At 71.2% G+C, this 16,349-nt stretch carries 15 protein-coding genes and 1 pseudogene; 6 read left to right on the forward strand and 10 right to left on the reverse strand.

Translation table 11 applies throughout. The annotated features are described in order from the left end of the window. Positions 1–112 precede the first annotated feature (112 nt). Positions 113–481, reverse strand: coding sequence for a signal peptidase I (locus ACWDEW_RS48240; protein WP_450522645.1), 369 nt, complete (start codon positions 479–481; stop codon positions 113–115). 350 nt (positions 482–831) lie between these two features. Between ACWDEW_RS48240 and ACWDEW_RS48245 the strand changes: the two genes are divergently transcribed. After that, on the forward strand, positions 832–1,998 hold the full coding sequence (locus ACWDEW_RS48245) for a serine/threonine-protein kinase (RefSeq protein WP_450522672.1): 1,167 nt from the start codon (positions 832–834) through the stop codon (positions 1,996–1,998). 22 nt (positions 1,999–2,020) lie between these two features. Here ACWDEW_RS48245 and ACWDEW_RS48250 read toward each other — a convergent pair whose 3' ends face one another. The 3 genes from ACWDEW_RS48250 to ACWDEW_RS48260 form a co-directional block, all read right to left on the reverse strand. Next, positions 2,021–2,653, reverse strand: coding sequence for a hypothetical protein (locus ACWDEW_RS48250; protein WP_450522647.1), 633 nt, complete (start codon positions 2,651–2,653; stop codon positions 2,021–2,023). A gap of 61 nt (positions 2,654–2,714) precedes the next feature. After that, positions 2,715–3,125, reverse strand: a complete 411-nt coding sequence (locus ACWDEW_RS48255) for a hypothetical protein (RefSeq protein ID WP_450522649.1) — start codon at positions 3,123–3,125, stop codon at positions 2,715–2,717. A gap of 210 nt (positions 3,126–3,335) precedes the next feature. Next, positions 3,336–6,170 carry a SpoIIE family protein phosphatase gene (locus tag ACWDEW_RS48260; RefSeq protein ID WP_450522651.1) on the reverse strand — a complete coding sequence of 945 codons (2,835 nt, stop codon included), beginning with the start codon at positions 6,168–6,170 and terminating at the stop codon, positions 3,336–3,338. 295 nt (positions 6,171–6,465) lie between these two features. Here ACWDEW_RS48260 and ACWDEW_RS48265 point away from each other — a divergent pair, with 295 nt between their 5' ends. Next, entirely contained in the window at positions 6,466–7,992 is a 1,527-nt protein-coding gene (locus tag ACWDEW_RS48265; protein ID WP_450522653.1) for a hypothetical protein, read from the forward strand. A 176-nt stretch (positions 7,993–8,168) separates the two neighbouring features. On the opposite strand, the gene ACWDEW_RS48270 is transcribed toward ACWDEW_RS48265, so the two are convergent. Next, a complete protein-coding gene (locus ACWDEW_RS48270) occupies positions 8,169–8,507 on the reverse strand; it encodes a putative quinol monooxygenase (protein ID WP_450522655.1) in 339 nt (112 codons plus the stop codon). Between the two features lie 26 nt (positions 8,508–8,533). Further along, positions 8,534–9,607 (reverse strand): alkene reductase, encoded by a 1,074-nt coding sequence (locus ACWDEW_RS48275; protein ID WP_450522657.1) that lies wholly within the window; start codon positions 9,605–9,607, stop codon positions 8,534–8,536. A gap of 124 nt (positions 9,608–9,731) precedes the next feature. Here ACWDEW_RS48275 and ACWDEW_RS48280 point away from each other — a divergent pair, with 124 nt between their 5' ends. Further along, positions 9,732–10,103 (forward strand): MerR family transcriptional regulator, encoded by a 372-nt coding sequence (locus tag ACWDEW_RS48280; RefSeq protein ID WP_450522659.1) that lies wholly within the window; start codon positions 9,732–9,734, stop codon positions 10,101–10,103. A 30-nt stretch (positions 10,104–10,133) separates the two neighbouring features. Here ACWDEW_RS48280 and ACWDEW_RS48285 read toward each other — a convergent pair. Then, positions 10,134–10,627, reverse strand: a pseudogene (locus ACWDEW_RS48285) (SDR family oxidoreductase). 67 nt (positions 10,628–10,694) lie between these two features. Next, positions 10,695–11,465 (reverse strand): class I SAM-dependent methyltransferase, encoded by a 771-nt coding sequence (locus ACWDEW_RS48290; RefSeq protein WP_450522661.1) that lies wholly within the window; start codon positions 11,463–11,465, stop codon positions 10,695–10,697. A 263-nt stretch (positions 11,466–11,728) separates the two neighbouring features. On the opposite strand from ACWDEW_RS48290, the gene ACWDEW_RS48295 reads away from it, so the two are divergent. After that, the gene (locus ACWDEW_RS48295; protein WP_450522663.1) at positions 11,729–12,913 is read left to right on the forward strand and encodes a sensor histidine kinase; all 1,185 of its coding nucleotides are present in this window, start codon (positions 11,729–11,731) and stop codon (positions 12,911–12,913) included. After that, positions 12,910–13,542 (forward strand): response regulator, encoded by a 633-nt coding sequence (locus ACWDEW_RS48300; RefSeq protein WP_450522665.1) that lies wholly within the window; start codon positions 12,910–12,912, stop codon positions 13,540–13,542. The genes ACWDEW_RS48295 and ACWDEW_RS48300 overlap by 4 nt, the downstream gene beginning before the upstream one ends. Positions 13,543–13,996: 454 nt before the next feature. Here ACWDEW_RS48300 and ACWDEW_RS48305 read toward each other — a convergent pair whose 3' ends face one another. Continuing rightward, entirely contained in the window at positions 13,997–14,788 is a 792-nt protein-coding gene (locus tag ACWDEW_RS48305) for a SigB/SigF/SigG family RNA polymerase sigma factor (protein ID WP_450522667.1), read from the reverse strand. A 179-nt stretch (positions 14,789–14,967) separates the two neighbouring features. Continuing rightward, positions 14,968–15,324 carry a helix-turn-helix transcriptional regulator gene (locus ACWDEW_RS48310; RefSeq protein WP_450522669.1) on the reverse strand — a complete coding sequence of 119 codons (357 nt, stop codon included), beginning with the start codon at positions 15,322–15,324 and terminating at the stop codon, positions 14,968–14,970. A gap of 266 nt (positions 15,325–15,590) precedes the next feature. Between ACWDEW_RS48310 and ACWDEW_RS48315 the strand changes: the two genes are divergently transcribed. Continuing rightward, a complete protein-coding gene (locus tag ACWDEW_RS48315) occupies positions 15,591–16,214 on the forward strand; it encodes an ANTAR domain-containing protein (protein ID WP_450522670.1) in 624 nt (207 codons plus the stop codon). Positions 16,215–16,349 lie beyond the last annotated feature (135 nt).

The raw sequence follows: 16,349 nt of genomic DNA on the forward strand, positions 1-16,349 counted from the left end.
CTGACCCGCCACTACACCCGCAAACACGGACCCGACGCCTACTACGGCAACCCGGCTCCCGAGCCCGCCGCCTGATGAGCCCCGGACCCCGGACGACGGCCATTCCCCTTCACTATTCCCGTGTCACCGCATAACCGGCTACGGACGGCCACCGAACCGTAACCAGCACGGATTCCTCTTCCGCGAACCAGGAATGGTCCACTCCGGGACCCCACACGACGTAATCCCCCTGCTGCTCCAGAAGAACGCTGCGCTCCGGGAATTCCACCCGGAACCGGCCGCTGACGAGCACGAGAAGAGCGGTCCGCTCGTCACCTCTCACCCATTCCGGCCGTTCGTCCCCCTGTGGATGAATTCCCCATTTGACCTCCACAGCGTCGGTGTGGCGAGGGTCGTCGGCGGCCTTGAAATGACCGAGAAGCCATCCGCTGTCCAGTGGAGCATCCTTGCCCGCATTCCCCACATATATGTTTCCGCTCATAAATCCAGACCTTATCAGCCGTCATTTCCCTTCGAAATCACGGCCACCTGACATTCTCATCCACACCGAGGTGATGTCGCTCGATCAGTTCCGCGGGCGAGACTCCCCGCACCAGGGTCAGGGTGTACCCGCCCTCCAGCGCACAAGTACATGCGGTACATGCCGTCAGCCGCCCCCGAGACCCGGCCCGGCCCGGTCGGTCCGACCGCCGATCCCCGATCGTGGGCGAACACCCCCGACCCGCCAGTAGGGTAGGGAAGCCGCGGCCTCCCCACCAACACCCGTTCCTGCAAAGGGACATGAGCCGCAGCGGTTCAAGTCGGTCTCACTGCGTGAGGATGAAACAACAGGTGCTGATAGCGGGCCGGTACCGGCTGCACGTCGCCATCGGACGCGGCGCGATGGGCGAGGTCTGGCAGGCGTACGACGAGGTGGGCGGCAGACCCGTGGCCGTCAAACTCCTGCACGCCCAGAACTCGGAACCCACCGCCGCCGCCCGCTTCCGGCTGGAGGCGCAGACGGCGGGCCGGCTCAGCCACCCCCATGTGGTCGGAGTCCTCGACTTCGGCGAGCAGGAGGGCCGGCTGTTCCTGGTGATGGAACTGGTCCAGGGCGACAGCCTCTCCCATGTGCTCGCCCAGGCGGGATCCCTGCCGGCCGAGCAGGTGGCCCGTATCGCCGCCCACTCGGCCGCCGGGATGGCCGCCGCGCACGAACAGGGCATCGTGCACCGGGACATCAAGCCCGGCAACCTGCTCCTCGACGCCGACGGATCCGTGAAGATCGCCGACTTCGGGATCGCGCAGTTCATGAACGACCCCGGTGGCGCGCTCACCGCGACCGGCCAGATCGTCGGGACGAGCCTGTACATCGCCCCCGAGCGTGCCCTCGGCAAGCCCGCCGGGCCGCCGTCCGACGTCTACTCGCTGGGCTGCGTGCTCTACCAACTCCTCACCGGGCAAACCCCGTTCCGCGCCGGCAGCGCCATCGCCGTCCTCCACCACCACCTCGACACGGCCCCCGTACCACCACGGGAGCTGGGCGTCGGACTGCCGCCCGCCTTCGAGAACTACCTGCTCGGGCTGCTCGCCAAGCGGCCCGAGGACCGCCCCACGGCGGGTCAGGCGGCCAACTGGTTCGCCAGCGGCGCCTGGAAAGGACATCCCGAGCCCCTGCCCGCAGCCGCACCGCCTCCCCGGCCGACGCCCCGTGCGACCCCCAGGGAGACGCTCGGTGAGCCCAGGACGAACACGGCTTCCGGTTCCGTGACCACGTACGCCTTCCCGACCTCCGCCACCGCCGCTCCCGCCCACCGGACGCGGCGCCGGCCGCGCGAGGGGGGCCGCGCCACCGCCGGACGCCGGTCGCAGACGTCGCGGACCTCGCGGACGGTGGTCACCGTCGCCGCCGTACTGATCTTCCTCGGGGCGCTGCTGGTCGGCGTGGCGCTGTTCTCCCCCGACCACAGCTCGGCGGACACACCGGATACGAACCCGTCCAGCGCCGCGAGCCCCTGACGCACCGACCGGCCCGCAGGAGTCAGCGCGCGGGCCGGTTGTCCTGTTCGAGCAGTCCCGGCTCCTCGATGCAGTCGAGCAGGAACGGCACCAGTCCCCATTCCAGCAGGGCGAGTTCCCACTCCTCCTGTATCCAGCCGCCCTCGGCCGTTCCCTCGCCGGACGACACGTCGTCCGCGCCCTGGCGGTCGCGGGCCGACGCCTTCCACGACCAGACGAGGTCGCCCACGATCGCGCCGGCGGCCACGGCGCCGATGAGCACCCCCGCCGTCATCACGCCGTCGCCGACGTAGGGCCTCCCGACAAAGGCCCGCAGCGCGAATCCGAGTGCCAGCAACGCGACGGCGACGACGGCCACGAAGACGAGTGCGGCCATCAGCCAGCCACCGCCCCGCTTCCCGGCCGCGGCCGGGGCTCCGGAGTCCCCACGGGCGTCCTGCCGGCCGCCGGCCTCCACATACTCGCGGTACTCGGCCGCGGCCGCCTCGGCGATCGCGACGCGCTCCCGGAGCGCGCGCGTCCGCAGGCACTCGCGGTCGAGCTTCCCGCAGGAGCGGCCCAGCGCCTCCCTGACCCGCCCGGAATCCAGCGCCCGGCCCAGGAGGCGCTCGAAAGCCGTGCCGATGTCCGGCCCTGACACTCCTGGATCCCGCATGGGTCTCCCCCGATGAATGAATGCCCGCGGTAGCGGGAGCCGACCGCGCACGCGTGAGCGGTCAGGGGAGGCGAGTGTAGTGGCTCCGGCTTACGGAACCATGAGGGGGACGTACGACCAGCGGCAACGACCCGGACGACGCCCCGGCGGTCAGTCGGGCGAGGCATCTGTCACGGGGGGGGATCGAGGCGGTGATGGCGAGGGTGGCGTGGCGCCGGGCGTGCTTGGCGTAGCCGGTGGCCAGGTGGACGAGGGCCTGTTCGTTGCGGCCCTGGACGAACGGCATCCGGTCCGAGAACTGGTCGAGCGCCTGCCCGAGTCCCGCGACGTTGCCGTGGCCGAAGATGCCGCAGGTGGCCGGGATCAGCCGCCGCCGTTCACAGTCGGCGTCGCTGTACTGGTGGGAGAGACAGGAGACGACGGCCCGGGCCACGGTCAGCCGTGTGGTGGGTTCGGGACGGGACACACTCACGGGGAGCTTCCTTCTCCCGGATCGCGCGGACCACGCCGCTGACGTCGCTGGTGAAGATGCCGGCACCCAGCCCGTACGCGGTGCCGTTGGCCTGGGCGATCGCGGACCGCCATCACCCCAGAGGCCGCCGAGCGGATGTTTCGATTCGGACAACTGCCGCGAGCACGTATATGTCAGCCGCGTCGGCCGTCTTCGGTCGTGTCGGACGTATCAGACGTCTCGGCCGAGGGGCTGCGAGGCCCAGATGACCTTGCCGTGGGCGGTGTAGCGAGTGCCCCAGCGGTCGGCAAGCTGAGCGACCAGGAACAGACCGCGCCCGCCCTCGTCGGTGTCGGCGGCATGGCGCAGGTGGGGTGCGGTGCTGCTGCCGTCGTAGACCTCGCAGATCAGCGTGCGGTCGCGGAGGAGCCGCACCTGGATGGGGCCCTTGGCGTGCCGGATGGCGTTGGAGACCAGTTCGCTGAGGACGAGTTCGGTGGTGAAGGCGGCTTCGTCGAGTCCCCACTCGGACAGTCGGCGCAGGGCTGCGGCGCGGATGTCGGAGACGGCGGCGGGATCGGCCGGTACGTCCCAGCGCGCGATGTTCGCGGGCGGAAGCGCGCGGGTGCGGGCGACGAGCAGGGTGACGTCGTCGCTGCTGTGCGGGGTGGGGAGCGCGTCCAGGACGGCCCGGCACGTCTGTTCCGGGGTCCGGTCGGGGCGGGCCAGCGCCCGGTGCAGGAGGGCGAGGCTGTCGTCGACGTCCCGGTCGCGGTCCTCGATGAGCCCGTCGCTGTAGAGCACGAGCCGACTGCCCTCGGGGAGGTGCAACTCGCCTGTTTCGAAGGGCAGTCCGCCCAGGCCGAGGGGCGGACCGGCGGGCAGGTCGGGGGTTTCCACCGTGCCGTCGGGGTGCACCACTACGGGCGGCGGATGGGCAGCGCGGGCCAGCGTGCAGGACTGGGAGACCGGGTCGTAGACGGCGTACAGGCAGGTGGCACCGATGATCTCGGCGTCGTCCGGTCCGCCCGTGCGGCTCCGGTCGAAGTCGATGACGAGGTCGTCGAGGCGGGCGAGGAGTTCGTCCGGGGCGAGGTCGAGGGTGGCGAAGCTGTGGACCGCGGTGCGCAGTCGACCCATGGTGACCGCGGCGTGCAGGCCGTGGCCGACGACGTCACCCACGACGAGGGCGACACGGGCCCCGGACAGCGGGATGACGTCGAACCAGTCGCCGCCCACATCGGCCTGGGCGGGCAGATAGCGGTGGGCGACCTCGACCGCGCTCTGTTCGGGAAGGTCACGGGGCAGGAGGCTGCGCTGCAGGGTGAGCGCGGTGGCACGTTCGCGGGTGTAGCGGCGGGCGTTGTCGAGGCACAGCGCGGCACGCGTGGCGAGCTCCGAGGCCAGGGCCGCGTCGTCCTCCTCGTACGGTTCCGGCTGGGTCCGCCGGTAGAAGCTGGCCACGCCCAGGGTGACGCCCCGGGCGATCAGCGGAACGGTGATCAGCGAGTGGATCCCCCGGGCGAGGATCCGCTCGACGCGCTCGGGATCCTGCGCCTTCCAGCCCGGGGCGGCGCGCAGGTCGGCCTCCAGTACGGCTCGGCCGGCGGCCAGACAGCGTGCCTGCGGAGTGGTGGCCAGGAAGCCGGCCACATGACCCACCGGGTACAGGGAGAGTCCTTCGTGGAACCCGTGCAGGGCGGTGCGGCGCAGCAGGGTGCCGGCCCCGATCGCGCTGTCCGGCTCCTCCCCGCGCAGGACGGGCTCCGCCAGGTCCACCATGGCCAGGTCGGCGAGTTCGGGCACGGCAGCCCGGACGAGTTCCTCCGCGGTACGCGTCACGTCGAGGGTGGTGCCGATGCGCGCGGCGGCCTCGATCAACAGCCTGAGGCGTCGCCGCGACGCCACCGCGAGGCGGCCGATTCCCTGTTCTCCCACGCTGATCAGCTGTACGCCCGTGGTGCGGCGGGCAGCAGCCGACCCGCTGGCGTCGGGTATGCCGGATGTACCGGCCATCGGGTACGACGCCGGGTCCGGACGGCGCTGCCGCGGTCCCGGTGCGGTGTCGGCGCTCGCCCGCCGCGGACCGCCGGGCTGCCCCGCTCCAGCGGTGTCCGGCGTACCGGACGTGACGCGCTGGAGGGGGCCTTCCGGATAGAGGGCCTCCACGGCGAACCCGGCCACCCCGGAGGGGGTCACCAGCGGTCTGCACAGCAGCGTGGCGGTCAGACCGTGTCCCAGCGGCACTTCCAGGGCGGCCCGGCGGCCCGCCCCGACGAGCTCGGCGGCCTTCTCCCGCAGGATCGGCGGGGGCTCGTGCCCTCCCCCGCCGCCGGTCGGCGCGCCAGGGGCCACCGCCGTTCCCGCGGAGTGGGCCAGTGCGTGCACCCGCCGTTCGGCTGCCACATACGTCCGCAGCAGGGCACGTTCGCGTTCGCTCGCCTGCTCCAGGATCCGCCGTTCGATCGCGTGACCCGCCTCGTACATGAGGTACTCGACCTCCGGGGTGATATCGGCCACGTCGCACGCGAAGTCGATGACCCCTTCCAGGTGCCCGTCGAGCGGGTTGCGGATCGGCACGCTCACGCAGGCGTCGCGCTGGATGTGCTCGGTGAAGTGCTCCGCGCCCAAGACGCGGCAGGGACGCCGTTCGACCAGTGCCAGGCCGATGGCGTTGGTGCCGACCGTGTGTTCGGCGAAACAGAACCCGGGGGCGTCCGAGACGGCGTCGAGACGGCCTGCCAGGGACGGCTCGCCGACGCGGCGCAGAAGTTTCCTCCCCCGGCTGTCCGCCAGTGAGACACGTGCCCGGGTGCCGGTGATCCGGGACTGCAGCCAGTCGAGCGTCGGCCCGGCCGCGTGGACCAAGGCGTCGTCCAGGTCCAGGTCGGCCTCGTAGGGCGGGGCCCATCCGTCGGGGTTGACGGCCAGCAGCTGACACCGCTGCCACGAGCTCAGGATGGCACCGCGCGGGCCCCCCAGGACGACCTCGCCGGACAGCAACCGCTCGCGGGCCCGCGCCGTGACCAGGCCCGGGTCGCCCCAATCATCGGTCACCGGGATCACTTCCCTAAGCCGGCCGTGCAGGCCGTCTCGATGCGCACCCCGCCAGGACACAACACCACATTTCAATCTACTGCTGTGTCAATCCCCTCGGCGTGCGGCACCCCATGTCCGGCAGCGGAACCGCAGCCCGGGCGACGGCGCTTCGGGTGCTCCACGGGAGGATCCCTGAGCACCCGAACGTCAGCCGGCGGCCACCCGCGCGCAACCTTCCGGTGTTCTGACGTGTCCACGTAGCGTGCTGACGACAAGCAGAAGATGGCGAACAGCGGCGGCCGCCGCTTTCGTGGCCGCCGCCATGGCGGTCACGACCCCGGCCGCACATGCCGCCGCGACGACGCTCGTCCTGGACACCCAGGAGAACTACTACCTCCCCACCGCGGGAGAAGGCCCGAACCTGCACCTCGGCATCACCGCCTCGGGCGGGGACGCCCATGACGTCTCGGTCACGGTCGACGCCTCGTCCCTCGCCGGGAAGGCGACGATGGTGGTCACGGGGGACTGCGTGAGCACCGGCACCCTGAAGGTGAGGTGCGACGTGGGCCCGCTGTCGGGCAAGGAGTCGAGCGACCCGTTCTTCCTGAAGCCCACCGCGGCCGCCAAGGCGGGCGACACCGGTGCCATCACCTACACCGCCACCGCCTCCGACGCGGCCACCGTGACGGGGAAGACGGATGTCCTGGTCGGCGGGCCGAAGCTCGTCGCCCGGTCCTACCCGTCGCTGAAGGACATCGCGCCCGGCGCCGTCTTCGAGCGCACCCCGGCCTTCACCAACACCGGCGCAGCCCCCGCGGACAAGAGCGTCATGCTGCTGGTGCAGGACTCCGAAGGCGTCTCTCTCGCCCGTGACCACTCCAACTGTCACTACGCGGACCGGCCCGAGGCCGGCGCCTGGTGCCGGTTCGACACCCCGGTCGCGCCCGGCGCGGCCTACGAGACGGACGCGCCGCTGCGCTACACCGCCGCCAAGGACACGATGTACGGCTACGACACCTACGTCGTGTGGCCGGTCGGCGGCACCGCGCCCGATTCCTTCGACCCGTCCGACTTCCCCGGGACCGGCACCGGCGCGCCGCTCGGCCTGAAGTCCCTCGCCTCCGGCTCCGGATTCACCGGCTCCGGGTACGGCACCTTCGCCACCACCCAGCACGCCGACTACCAGGCGCTCGGCGACACGGTCCAGGGCAAGGTCGGCGAGACGGTGAGCATCACCCTGGGCGTGCGGAACAACGGGCCGGGCTGGATGAACTTCCGGTGGATGGACGCCGACAACTCCGGCACGTTCGTGGTGACCCCGCCCGCCGGCACCACCATCACCGGCGTCCCGGGCCCCGACGAGCAGGGCGACCCCGGACCGCTGTGGAACTGCACACCGCGCAAGGCCGGCGCGAAGAGCTACACCTGCGACATCGCCAGCACGGACTTCAAGCCGGGCGACTCCGTGACCCAGGAGTTCACGGTGCGCATCGACCGGGTCGTCCCCGGCGCGCGGGGCAGCGTGCGGGCGGTGGAGAACTCCGAGTACCCCAACCGTGACGACGACACGGCGAACGACACCGCGGCGATCACGGTGATGGCCACCGGCTCGGCGACGTCCAGCCCGTCGCCCAGCGCCTCCGCGTCCCCGTCGGCCACGGCCACCGCCACCGCGAGCCCGTCCGGCTCCGGGGCGGGAACCAGCAGCGGGGCGACGACCGGCGGCGGCCTCGCCGCCACGGGCACCGACGGATCCCTGCTGCGGGCGGGCATCGCCGTCCTGCTGGTGGCGGGCGGCACGCTGGTCTTCCTGGTGGCACGGAGGTCACGGCTGCACGAAGGCCGCTGACGCCGCCGCCCCGGCGTGGCCCGCGCACCAGGAAACCCTGGAACCGGAGGACGAGACCGGCGCGACCGGATCGCGGGGGCGCCGGTATCGCCGGTAATGCCCGGCACGGCCCGAACCCGGGTCGTGCCGGACTCAGGGTTCGACGGGAGCGGGTTGCGCCCGTCGCCGAAGGCGGCTCAGGCCCGGGGATCCTGCTCGCCGGCGTCGAATCTGCGTACCTCGTTGCGTATGCGCGGGCCCCACTTGGCGAGGAGGGCCGTGATCTCCGGGGTGCCCACATGCCGGTCGAGGGCTTCCTGGGACGCCCACTGTTCGAGCACGGTGACACTTCCGGTCGCCGCGTCCTCGACACAGAACGAGATCATCACGTTCCCCGGGTTCGCGGCGGCGAGAGGATACGACGTCGCCCGCGCCTCGGCGACGAACGTCTCGACGTCCTCGGCCGGGACCAAGACCCGCCCGGCGATGATGACGGTCGTCCGGACTTCGTCCTGGAGCGTGTTCGGCGTGTTCATCGGTGTTCCCCGTCCATCGTGTGCGGTCAGGCGACGTACTGGTAGGCGGGGTAGGTGAGATAGCCCGTGTCGCCGCCCTGGTAGTACGTGGCCGGGTCGGCGGGCGCGAGCGGCAGGCCGGTGCGGAGGCGTTCGACGAGGTCGGGGTTGGCGAGGAAGGCGCGGCCGAAGCTGATCAGGTCCGCGCCCAGGGCGAGCCAGTGGTCGGCGGCGGCGCGGTCGGTCTGCTTGGGGCCCATCGGGAGCACCGGGTTGACGACCAGGTTCCCCGGCCACGCGTGGCGCAGCCCGACCAGCACCTCCTCCTCGGCGGTCGCCTCCAGGTGGACGTAGGCGAGGTCGAAGCGGGCGAGTTCGGCGAGCAGAGCCGCGTACAGTTCCGGCACTTCCCTCTCCTCGACGCCCCAGAAGGTGCCGCCGGGGGACAGCCTGATCGCGGTGCGGGCCGCACCCACGGCGTCGACCGTGGCGGCGACCGCCTCGACGGCGAAGCGGATGCGGTGGGCGACCGGGCCGCCGTAGGAATCGGTGCGCAGGTTGGCGTTGGACGACAGGAACTGTGAGATCAAGTAGCCGTTCGCGCCGTGCAGTTCGACGCCGTCGAAGCCGGCGTCGATCCCGTGCCGGGCGGCTTCGGCGTACGAGCGCGCGTGGTCGGGCACCTCGGCAAGGCCCAGGGCGCGCGGCACCGGCGCGGCTTGCGGCCCCGTCGGGGTGAACACCTCGCCGGTCGCGGCGACGGCGGAGGGTCCGACCGGCGTCAGGCCGGTGGTGTCGGGGTGCGAGACCCGGCCGCCGTGCATGATCTGGGCGAAGATCCGCCCGCCGTTGGCGTGCACGGCGTCGGTGACGGGCCGCCAAGAGGCCACCTGTTCGTCGGTGTACAGACCCGGGGTGCCCGGGTTGGACTGCCCGACCAGACTGGGTTGCACCCCCTCGGTGACGATCAGTCCGGCGCTGGCCCGCTGGGCGTAGTAGACCGCCATGGACGATGTCGCGAGGCTCCCGGCCGCGGCCCGTCCCCGGGTCATCGGGGCCATCACCAGCCGGTTGGGCAGCTCCAGACCGCCGAGGCGGTGACGGTCGAACAGCGTGGTCATGCGGGGACTCCTTCGTACGTTCCGTATCGAAGGCCCGGGGAGAGCGGGCCCGACCGGTACGCTAAAACCTGACATCAATGTGAGCTGCAAGTCCCGAACCCGGGTCACCGTCAGGAGAGTTGAGATGCGGATCGGCGAACTCGCGGCGCGCACCGGAGTGAGTGTCCGCTCACTGCGCTACTACGAGGAGCAGGGACTGCTCGTCAGCACCCGCAGCGGCGGCGGGCAGCGCCACTTCACGGAGCACGACATCGAGCGGGTCGACTTCATCCAGCGCCTGTACGTGGCCGGGCTGTCCAGTCGCACCATCATGGAACTGATGCCGTGCCGCGACGCGCCCAGCGACGAGAACTCCGCCGCCGCACTGGAACGCATGGCCCAGGAGCGCGACCGACTCTCCGCCCACATCACGGAGTTGCTGCGCACCCGCGACTCGCTCGACGCCCTGATCACCGCGGCCCGGGCCGACCGCGACGACCGCCGGACCGCGGCGTGAGGACGCGTGGACGGTCCGCTCAGCCGGGCATCACGCTAGTTCGCCGCCGTCGGCGAACAGGATGGATCCGTTGACGTAACTGCTGGCCGGGCCGGCCAGGAACGACACGATGTCGGCGATCTCACTCGGGTCGCCCGCCCGGCCGGCACGTTGGTCCTGTCCCGGAGCGCGGCACGCTCGCCGGGCATCGCCGAAGCGCCTCCGGTGTGAACAGGGTCCGGCGACACGGAGGTGACCCGCGCGCCCGACAGGCCGAAATCAGTGGCCCAGTAACGGGTCAGGATCTCCGCACCCGCCTGGAGGCGCCGCAGACCGCGCCGACCGGAGCGGGCGTACGGGCCGCACCCGCGCCGACCAGCACGATCGGTCCCCGCCGGCGCGCGGCCACGCCGGTCCCCGGCGCTCCGACCAGCAGGAACGGGGCCAGGTACGACGCGGTCTGTCCGCCGCCTGAGCACGACTCCTCGCCGATCCGAGCGACCAGAGCGACCAGGACGCCGACCGACTGCGCACCCTCCTCTCACGCGTCGCGCGGACCGCCCAGCGTGAGTCGATCGCCCCTGCGGAAGCGGACCGCTGAGGTGCAGGGCCTCAGTGAGTCACCCGGAGCTTCGACTGACCGTGCGGAAGCTGTTCCCAGTCCTCCATGAAGCGGGCCTTCAGGCCGTGCCGGTCGGCCAGCGCGACCAGGGTCTCGGTGCGGTAGTAGAAGTCCTCGCGCAGCACGTGGTGTTCCTCGCCCTCCGTGCGGTCGAAGGTGAAGTCGAACCAGCCGCCCGGTGCCAGAACACGGCCGACGTTGGCGAGGCATTCCTCGATGACCGGCAGCGGGGAGTGCGAGAACACGCTGTGCGCGTGGACGACGTCGAAGTGCGCGTCGGGCAGGAAGCGCAGGGTCAGGTCATGTACGGGGGTGAGGACGGGGAGTTGTTTCTGCAGGCCCATCTCTACGAGCGTGTCCTGTGCCGCGGCCAGGATGTCGGGCGAGATGTCGATGCCGTAGTAGTGCCCGGGGTCGAGGTGACGGATGAAGCGCCAGCCGCCGCGCAGGTTTCCGCAGCCGATCTCCAGCATGCGGTGCTCGGGGCGCAGACCGTGGCCAAGGAGGTAGTCGAACTGCATCGCGCCCAGGGCGAGCCAGCGTTCACGGCTGGCGCTGCCGACCGCCGCGTCCGGGTCGGCCCGGGTGTCGGACCGCATCACGGCGCGGTAGTACGAGACGTGGTCCGGGTGGCGGTGGCGCAGCCAGGCGTCCCGGGTGGCACGGGCCAGATGGCGGGGGACGCGGTCGGGGTGGCGCAGGGCGTAGGCGATGCGGTGGCCGAGGGCCGCGCGGTTGGCGGTGAGGTTCTTGGTGGGCACGAGGTCGTCGCCTTCCGATCTCCGAGGTGGGTGGCGGGTGTTGATGCCAGCCTCGGTGCGGCGGCGGGGTCTCCGGCTCGGTCAAGGGGCGCTGATCCGGGGGCGGTTCGGGTGATCCGGATGTCAGCCGATCGGTTGATGCGCGGCCCCGTCCGTCGCGTTAGACACGGAGGATGGGACACACCGGACCACGGAGTACGGGACACACGGAACGGGAGAGGAAACGACGGAGGACGGGACACATCGGTCCGGACGAACGGCTGTTGCCCGCGGTGGTGCACGCCGCGTTCTTCCTGCTGCTCGGTTCCTCGTTCGTACGCTTCCTGACCCGCGACCAGGGCGGGGCACGCACCGACTGGGTCCTGGCGCTGTACGCGGCCTTCTGCCTGCTGTACGTCCTGGGGCAGTTCCTGGCACCGGCGCCGCGCCCGGGTTCGGCACCCACCGCGCGTCATCTCGCCTGGCTGGCCTCGGTATTCGCGGTCTGGACCGTGCTGCTCGCCCTCGCGCCGAGTGCCACCTGGTGTGCGATGCCCCTGTTGTTCGGCGGCCTGTACGCGCTTCCGGCACGGTTCGCGGTGCCACTGGCGACCGTACTCACCGCACTCGTCGTCGCCTCCGAGATACGGGTGGCCGACGGCGCGCTCAACCCCAACATGGTCGTCGCCCCGCCGGCACTCGCGGCGGTCGCCACCGCCGTGCTGGTGCAGTTGCAGCGGCAGGCGGTCCGCCAGCGGATCCTGATCGACGACCTGGTGCGCACCCGCCGCGACCTCGCGGCCACCGAGCGGCGGGCCGGTGTCCTGGCGGAACGGCAGCGGCTGGCCACGGAGATCCACGACACCCTCGCACAGGGCCTGTCCAGCCAGCAGATGCTGTTGCAGGCCGCCGAGCGGGTGTGGCGGACGGACCCGGAAGCGGCTCACGGGCACATCCTCAAGGCCGCCGAGATCACCTCCCGGGGTCTCGCCGAGGCGCGCCGCTTCGTCCACGACCTGGCACCGGCCGACCTCGTCGAGCACTCCCTGCCGGCGGCGCTCGGTGCGCTCGCCGAGCGGGAGAGCGGTCCGGGCCTGGCGGTGGAGTTCCGGCTCGACGGCGATCCGGGCCCGCTGCCCGAGCAGACCGCGGCGGCCCTGCTGCGCATCGCCCAGGGCGCGTTGGCCAACGTGCGCGAGCACGCTGCCGCCACCCGGGCCGCGCTGACCCTGACCTGGCTGGACGACCAGATCTCCCTGGACATCGCCGACAACGGCCGCGGTTTCGACGCCACTTCACCCCCGGTCTCCGCACCCGGCCGGGCGCGCGGCCACGGTCTGCCCGCGATGCGGATCCGGGCCCGGCAGTCGGGCGGCACGCTGAGCGTGGAGTCCGCCTCCGGCGAGGGCACGGTCGTGTCGGTCGCCGTACCCGTCGTCCGTGATCCCCGTGAGGAGCTCGTCCCGTGACCACACCCGCACCCGTACGTCTGTTGCTGTGCGACGACCACGCCGTCGTACGGGCCGGGCTGCGTGCGCTGCTGTCCAGCGCCGACGGCATCGAGGTGGTCGGCGAGGCCGGCAGCGGCGAGGAGGCCCTCGCTCTCACCGCCCGGGTCCGTCCCGACGTGGTGCTGATGGACCTCCAACTCGGCGACGGCATGGACGGAGTGACGGCCATCGGAGAACTGACCGCCGACGGAGGCCCTCGCGTCCTCGTCCTCACCATGTTCGACACGGACGCCGACATCACCCGCGCCGTCGAGGCGGGCGCCACGGGGTACCTCCTCAAGGCCGAACGCCCCGAGGAACTGTTCACGGCGATCCACAGCGCCGCATCCGGTCGTACGGCACTCTCGGCGCCGGTGGCCGACCGCCTCATGGCCCGGATGCGCAACCCGCACCCCACCCTGTCCGAGCGCGAGCGGGAGATCCTCGGCCAGCTGGCCCGCGGCCTGGGCAACCGGGACATCGCCCGGGCCCTGTTCATCAGCGAGGCGACGGTCAAGACCCATCTCGGGCGGATCTACGGCAAGTTGGGGGTGGAGACACGTGCCGGGGCGGTGTCCGTCGCCAAGGAGCGACGGCTGCTGTCGTGAGCCCGCCGACAGTTCTGGATCTCTTCGCTGTGCTCGACGGTCCGGCCACAGAGGTGCCCGAACAGCTCGTGCAGGGACTCGCACAGTGGGGTGAGGAACATCTTGCAGGCCGTGCTTCAAACTCATTGAACCGGCTGGGTCGTTCGAGCAGCGCCATGACCATCGTCGTTCACCTGTCCGCGGTCTGGTCGAGGATCGGCCGGCTGGAGCGGTCCGCCCGGAAAACGGGTCGTGTCTCGGCATCGACCCCGTACAGGCCGGTGTCCTTCATGTGCCCCTCGGACTGTTGCCGGACCGGACAGCCATCCCCCTGGTTGTTTGAAGCGGGCCCAGCCCGGTAGTCCGAAGGAGGCGGCCAACTGCCCAACCGCTCCCGGGAGGGTTCGGCAGTGAGCCCGCCACCGGCCGCCCCGGGAGCAGTCCCGAGGGGCGGCCGGCCCAGGCTCCCGGCGCACTAGGCGGCGTCGGCGAGCACCTTCTCGCGCACGGTGGCGCAGGAGCTGCTGATCAGCCGGGAGACGTGCATCTGGGAGACACCGAGCTGCTCCGCTATGCGGCTCTGCGTCATGCCTCGGAAGAAACGCAGGTAGAGGATCGTGCGTTCACGCTCGGGCAGGGTGCGCAGGGCCGGTTTGACCGCTTCCCGGTCGACGACCAGGTCGAAACCCGCGTCCCGCTCCCCCAGCAGGTCGGCGAGCGTCACCGTGGCGTCACCGCCCGGCGACTCGGCGTCGAGCGAGAGGGCGGCGTAGCTGTCCAGCGCCTCCAGACCGGCCCGTACGTCCTCCTCGCTCAGTTGCGTGTACGCGGCGATCTCGGCGATGCCCGGACGCCGCTCCGCACCCGTCGCGGACAGGTCCTGCAGGGCGACGCGCACCTTGTTGCGGAGTTCCTGGATACGCCGTGGGACATGCAGGGCCCACATGTGGTCGCGGAAGTGGCGCTTGATCTCGCCGGTGACGGTCGGGACGGCATAGCTCTCGAAAGCGTGACCGCGATCGGAGTCGTAGCCGTCGACGGCCTTGACGAGACCGAGCGCCGCCACTTGGCGCAGGTCCTCGAAGGGCTCGCCCTTCCCCCGGTAGCGGCCGGCGATACGTTCCGCCATGGGCAGCCAGGCCTGGACGAGCTCGTCGCGCAGGGCGTCCCGTTCCGGTCCGTCCGACAGGTGCGAAAGACGTGCGAAGGCCGCGGCCGTGCGCGGTGCGTCGTCGTGCGGATGGCGCTTCCTGGTGACTGAGTCCATGGTGCTCACAACTCCCTCCAGGGGATGTCGACCGGACGGTCCCCATGGGAGCGAGCACGCACTGAGCAGGCGAAACACACCCGCGATCCGGCGTACACCGGCTCCCACGGACGTGCCTCCTGTCCGAAGCACTCATCTCTGCGGCTTCCCGCACCGCACGTGCCGAAACAGGCGCGTACCTACGACGAGACCGAGCCGGGCGAACGTGGCTGTCCGTCGCGCTGTCCGTCACGCTGCGCGTCGTGCTGCGCGAGGGCGGAAAGCAGCGCCTCGACGGTCATGCCGGCCTCGGCCGGATGCCGCAGGATGGTCCCCGGGACGATGCGGTACGCGTTGGTCCGCCCCTCCCGGGTGTGGGTGAGATAGCCGGCTTCCTCCAGATCGGAAATGATCTTCTGCACCGCCCGCTCGGTGAGCCGGCACCGTGCGGCGATGTCCCGGATGCGGGTGCGGTGGTCCTCGGCGATGGCGGCAAGCACCCGGGCATGACTGGTGAGGAACGTCCATCCTGTGTGCGTCTCAGCTACTCCACCCATGCACCCCAGCATACGGCCTGGTATTCGCGCATCCAAAGACACGAAATATGTTTCATGTATCTCTTGACGTGTTTCAGGGGCCGGACGAGACTTGTACCAGGAGAGGACGGACGAACGCTTCGGGAGCGACTGCCATGCCGGAACACGAGCCTCCCGCTCCGCCCACGGGCAGCCCCGCCGCCTGTGCAACGTCGCCTGCCCCAGCGGGAGTCGGCCCGCCACCTTTCCTGCAGATCGTGACGCGTCCGGCCGGGGACCGGGCGGTCGTGACAGTCTCCGGAGAGATCGACGTCGACACGGAACAGACGATGCAACGTGCCCTTCGTCTCGCACTGGCCCGGTCGTCCGAAGGTGTGGACCTCGACCTGGCCGAGGTCGGATTCTGCGACTGTTCCGGACTCAACGCCCTTCTGCGCGTACGCCACACCGCCCTGGCGGACGGCAAGACGGTCACTGTCCGGACCGCGAGCCCGGAGGTCGAGCGGCTGCTCGCCCTGACCGACACGTCATCGCTGTTCACCCCCGCCCGCGCCCCCGTCAACGGGGAGATCGTCCATGACCGGCACGAACATTCCGCCGCGCCGCGCGACCGTACGGAGGAGAACGAGGTGTCCGACGGGGCCGAGGAACTGCGCCTCGAAGTCGTCCAGCTCAAGCGCGCCATGGCGACCCGGCCTGTCATCGACCTGGCCCGCGGAGTCCTGATGGCCTCTTTCGGCCTCAGTCCCGAGGAGGCCTGGAGTGTGCTGGTCGATGTCTCGCAGCACACGAACACCAAGCTCCACCGGCTCGCCGAGGAACTCGTCGACTCGGTCAACGGGCCACCGCTGCCCGACCATGTGCGGCAGCGGATCTCCGCAGCCGTCGCCGAGGTCTCACGCCCGGCGTAGGGCGAGCGTTCGGAACGAAGCAACACGACGCCGGCAGGATCGGGCAAAAAGCGGGAACGGCAGTACGAGCACGCAAAAGAGACCCCGGGATCCCGCACCGGGCACGGCGAAGGGCGGGCACCGGCAGCACGCCGG

It is taken from the genome of Streptomyces sp. NPDC001100 (genome assembly GCF_053598575.1).

Bases quoted from the DNA above. Each gene is read 5' to 3' on its own strand.
- ACWDEW_RS48240 (WP_450522645.1), bottom strand. From the start codon at position 481: ATGAGCGGAAACATATATGTGGGGAATGCGGGCAAGGATGCTCCACTG.
- ACWDEW_RS48250 (WP_450522647.1), bottom strand. From the start codon at position 2,653: ATGCGGGATCCAGGAGTGTCAGGGCCGGACATCGGCACGGCTTTCGAG.
- ACWDEW_RS48265 (WP_450522653.1), top strand. From the start codon at position 6,466: ATGGCGGTCACGACCCCGGCCGCACATGCCGCCGCGACGACGCTCGTC.
- ACWDEW_RS48270 (WP_450522655.1), bottom strand. From the start codon at position 8,507: ATGAACACGCCGAACACGCTCCAGGACGAAGTCCGGACGACCGTCATC.
- ACWDEW_RS48275 (WP_450522657.1), bottom strand. From the start codon at position 9,607: ATGACCACGCTGTTCGACCGTCACCGCCTCGGCGGTCTGGAGCTGCCC.
- ACWDEW_RS48280 (WP_450522659.1), top strand. From the start codon at position 9,732: ATGCGGATCGGCGAACTCGCGGCGCGCACCGGAGTGAGTGTCCGCTCA.
- ACWDEW_RS48305 (WP_450522667.1), bottom strand. From the start codon at position 14,788: ATGGACTCAGTCACCAGGAAGCGCCATCCGCACGACGACGCACCGCGC.
- ACWDEW_RS48310 (WP_450522669.1), bottom strand. From the start codon at position 15,324: ATGGGTGGAGTAGCTGAGACGCACACAGGATGGACGTTCCTCACCAGT.